At 74.4% G+C, this 344-nt stretch carries 1 protein-coding gene; it reads left to right on the top strand.

Annotation, left to right across the window (positions count from 1 at the left end):
• The coding region (locus PHA29_RS07830; RefSeq protein WP_408612040.1) for a cyclic pyranopterin monophosphate synthase MoaC at positions 1-344 on the top strand (344 nt) is incomplete at both ends.

Here is a 344-nt window from a genome sequence, read left to right as displayed (position 1 = left end):
CGACGCGCGCGGGCCCCTCGCGGGGACCGGCGGCGCGCCCGCGGACCCCGCCCGCTCCCCCGGCGGCGCCCCGCGCGACGCCTACCGCGACGAGCTCACCCACGTGGACGAGAAGGGCGATGTGCGCATGGTCGACGTGGGCGGCAAGGCGGTGACCGCGCGCCTCGCCGTGGCCGAGGGCAGCATCCTCATGCATCCCGAGACCCAGCGCATGGTGCTCGAGGACCGCGCGAAGAAGGGCGACGTGCTCGCCTGCGCGCGCGTCGCCGGCATCATGGCGTCCAAACGGACCAGCGAGCTCGTCCCCATGTGCCATCCCCTCATGCTCACCAAGAGCAAGGTCG

It is taken from the genome of Candidatus Collinsella stercoripullorum, assembly GCF_027669965.1.
Classification (GTDB): domain Bacteria; phylum Actinomycetota; class Coriobacteriia; order Coriobacteriales; family Coriobacteriaceae; genus Collinsella; species Collinsella stercoripullorum.
This window is presented reverse-complemented; position numbering and strand designations above follow the sequence as displayed.